This window comes from Allorhizocola rhizosphaerae (assembly GCF_003426775.1).
Taxonomy (GTDB): Bacteria; Actinomycetota; Actinomycetes; order Mycobacteriales; family Micromonosporaceae; genus Allorhizocola; species Allorhizocola rhizosphaerae.
In genome coordinates, this window is record NZ_QJUG01000490.1 from 1 (window position 1) to 1064 (window position 1064).

General features: G+C 73.9%; 1 protein-coding gene. It reads right to left on the reverse strand.

Features of this window, described 5'->3' with window-relative positions:
• Positions 1 to 1064, reverse strand: a 1064-nt coding sequence (locus tag DM816_RS42005; protein ID WP_162908445.1) for an AMP-binding protein, incomplete at both ends; no start/stop codon positions are given.

The following is a 1064-nucleotide window of genomic DNA, read 5'->3' on the forward strand; positions in this document are numbered from 1 at the left end:
GGCCGAACGCCGCCGCCCCGCCGGGCCGCACGCCGGGCACGCGCGCCGCGGCCGCCTCGACATCCTGCGGGTACACGTTGCGCCCGGCGGCGAACAGCACGTCCTTGGCGCGCCCGCAGATCACCAGCTCGCCGTCGATCAGATAGCCGAGGTCGCCGGTGCGCAACCACTCCGATGACCGCGCCGGTTCACCCCAATAACCGCTGACGACGGAAGGGCCGCGCACTTCCACCTGACCATCGGTGATGCGCAGCTGGGTACCGGGCACGGCCCGCCCGACCCGCACGCGGCCATCCCGGTCGGCGCGAATGCCTTCCCCGATGGGCGAGAAGCTCACCGCGAGGGTCGACTCGGCCAGGCCGTAGGCCGCCACGACGGCACGCGGGTCCAGCCCGTGCCGGGCCCCGGCCGCCGTGAAGCGGGCCATCATCGCGGCGTCGATCGGCTCCCCGCCGGAGAACATGAGGCGCACCGAGCTCAGGTCGGCGTCCGCTCCCGCCTCAAGCAGCTGGGCCAGCATGGCGTAGGCGAAGTTGGGCCCGCCCGTGCAGGTGGCGCGATGGCGCGAGAGCCGCTCCAGCCAGGTCGCCGGGCGCAGCGCGAAGGACACGGGTGTCTGCAGGACCAGTGGGCAGCCCCGGGTCATGGGCAGGCTCAGGAATCCGATCAGACCCATGTCGTGGTACAGCGGAAGCCAGCTCATCCAGCGGGCGGTCGCCGGGTCGAGCGCGTCGGCGCCGACCACCGCCTCCATCGCGTCCAGATTGGCGGCGAGGTTGGCGTGGGTCACGGGCACCCCGCGCGGGGTGCTCGTCGACCCGCTGGTGTACTGCAGCACGGCCAGGTCGTCCGGCCGCGGCCACACGATGTCGTGCGGTTCGGCGACGCGCGCTTGGAGGTCCACAGTGGACAGCGGCCGGACGGGTGCGATCCCGGCCAGGTCGTCGCCGTCGGCATCGGTGAGCACCAGCGTGAAGCGGGCGCTGTCCTGGATCGCCGATAGGCGCGCCAGGTGGGCCGCCCGCCCGTCGCGCGCGGGCGGGGGCAGCACGGTGAACGCGGCC